A 2,335-nucleotide genomic window follows, 5' to 3' on the forward strand; every position below is an offset into this window, starting at 1 on the left:
CATAGAACGCCGTCACAAACGCCACCGGAACCGAAGCAGCCTCCACAAACGACCACCCCTCCGGAACCCCCACCACCACCCGCTCATCCACCACGACGGAGGACCGGAAGCCGTCCTGCCAGACGCCCATCACACGGTCGCCGACCGCTACGCCGGTCACACCGGAGCCGACCCCGGTGACCACACCGGCGCCCTCGCTGCCCAACCGCGCGTTCTCCGCATCCGGATACAAGCCCAAAGGGATCAGCACGTCACGGAAGTTGAGCCCCACGGCCCGGATCTCGATGCGGACCTCATGCTCGTCCAGGGTGCGGTCGTTCTCGGTGTCCTGCGTCGGACTCCAGACGATCCCCTCCAGCGTGCCGTTCCCGGCATGCGCGAGCCGGTGCTCCAGGGCCGGGTCCGTGTCGCGCGTCGTGGCGGACTCCGCCCGCTCGGGCGTCGGGGCGGGCCCGTCGTCCGGCGCCAGCGGTGCGTGGCCCCGCACCAGTCGCGGGGCGAGGATGTCGTCCCCCCGGAGAGCGAGTTGGGGCTCGTCCGTGGACAGTGCGCGCAACACGGTGCCGGGTGCCGTGGCCGTCTGGTCGAGTACGTCGAGGAGGACGAGGCGGCCGGGGTGCTCGGTCTGTGCCGAGCGCACCAACCCCCACACGGGTGAGGCGGCGAGATGGTCCATGCGTTCGCCGTCGTGGACCTGTACCGCTCCGCCGGTGACGAGGACCAGCCTCGACTCGGTGAACCTCTCGCAGGCCAGCCACTGCTGCACCATCTCCAGCGCGTGCAGGGCGGCACGCTCGGCCATCGCTGCCATGCCGGCACCGGTGTCGGGGGACGCGTCAGCCCGCAGGTCCACCAGGACGTGGCCGGGTGCCGGGAGATCCCCGTGGGCCAGACGGTCATCCAGCGCGGCCAGGTCGGCGCATCCGGCGTGGTCCGGGTCCGTCACGGGCAGCCCCGCGGACGTCTCGCCGAGCACCGCGACGCGCGGGGTCTCCGCGTCCCGGTCCGGCGCGGACACCGGGGTCCAGGCCACCCGGTAGGCGGCGGCTGCCCCGTCCTCCGGCGGCGCGGGCAGGCGTGCCTCGTCGAGCGGGCGGGTCAGCAGTCCTTCGGCGGACAGGACGGGCAGGCCCGCGCCGTCCGTGGCCCGTAGCGAGAAGGCGCCCTCTGCGGTCGGGGTGAGACGTGCCCGAAGCCGCGTCGCACCGGTGGCATGGAGCGTGACACCGGTCCACAGGAACGGCAAACGGCCGAGGCCCTCGTCCTCGGCGCACGCCGGCCAGGCGTGCAGGACGGCGTCGAGGAGCGCCGGATGGACGCCGAAACCCGTCACATCGGTCTCGGTCAGGGTGGCGTCGGCGAACAGTTCGCCGTCGGAGCCACGCCACACCTCCGTGAGTCCCTGGAACTCCGCCCCATAGGTGAGGCCTTGCGCGTTCAGCCGCTCGTAGAGTCCGGTGATGTCCACGCGTTCGGCGTCCGCCGGGGGCCGGCTCTCCGGGCGGGCCCGGCCTTCGTGGCCCGTGCTCGTCACCAGGGTCGCCCGCGCATGCCGTACCCAGTCCGTTTCCCCGGACGCGGACTCCTGGGGTCGGGCGTGGACGTCCACCGCCCGGCTACCGTCCTGCGCGGCTCCGGCCACGAGCACCTGTACATGGGTGGTCCGGGACGCGTCCAGGAGCAGGGGTGTCTCGAGGGTCAGTTCCTCGATCCGGTCGCAGCCGACCGCGTCACCGGCGCGCAGGACCATGTCCAGCAGGGCCGTGCCGGGCACCAGCACCCGGCCGCGTACGGCATGGTCGCGCAGCCACGGCTGTTCCCGCAGGGACAGGCGCCCGGTGAGCAGGACACCGCCGGTGCCGGGCAGTGTCACCGCGCTGCCGAGCAGGGTGTGCCCCGTGCTCTGTGTGCCGTCCTGGTGCGCGTGCCTGCCGCGGCGCGCGGGGCCGCTGTCCGTCACCCAGTAGCGCTTGCGTCGGAAGGCGTACGTGGGCAGTTCGACCGGTCGCACCGGACGGCCGTCGTAGGCGCGGGCCCATTGCACCGGCACTCCCGTCACGAAGGCCTCGGCAACCGACCGCAGCAGGCGTGGCCGGCCTCCGTCGTCGCGATGCAGGGTTCCCGTGACGGTCGCCTCCGTCCCGTGGTCCTCGGCGGTGACCTGCACGCCGGTGGTGAGAACCGGGTGCGCGCTCACCTCGACGAACCTGCGGAATCCCGCGTCGAGGAGGGCCCGTACGGCTTCTTCGAATCGGACCCGGTGGCGGAGGTTGCGTACCCAGTACGCGGCGTCCGGTACCTCGTCACCGAGCCAGTCACCCGTGACCGTCGAGAA

Annotated in this window: 1 protein-coding gene; it reads right to left on the reverse strand. The window is 72.7% G+C overall.

Going from position 1 to position 2,335, the window contains the following annotated elements:
• The coding region (locus ACI2K4_RS36260) for a polyketide synthase dehydratase domain-containing protein (protein WP_363307041.1) at positions 1-2,335 on the reverse strand (2,335 nt) is incomplete at both ends.

Origin of the sequence: Micromonospora sp. NPDC050397 (assembly GCF_044901685.1) — a bacterium.
In the GTDB taxonomy this organism is placed as follows: domain Bacteria; phylum Actinomycetota; class Actinomycetes; order Mycobacteriales; family Micromonosporaceae; genus Micromonospora_G.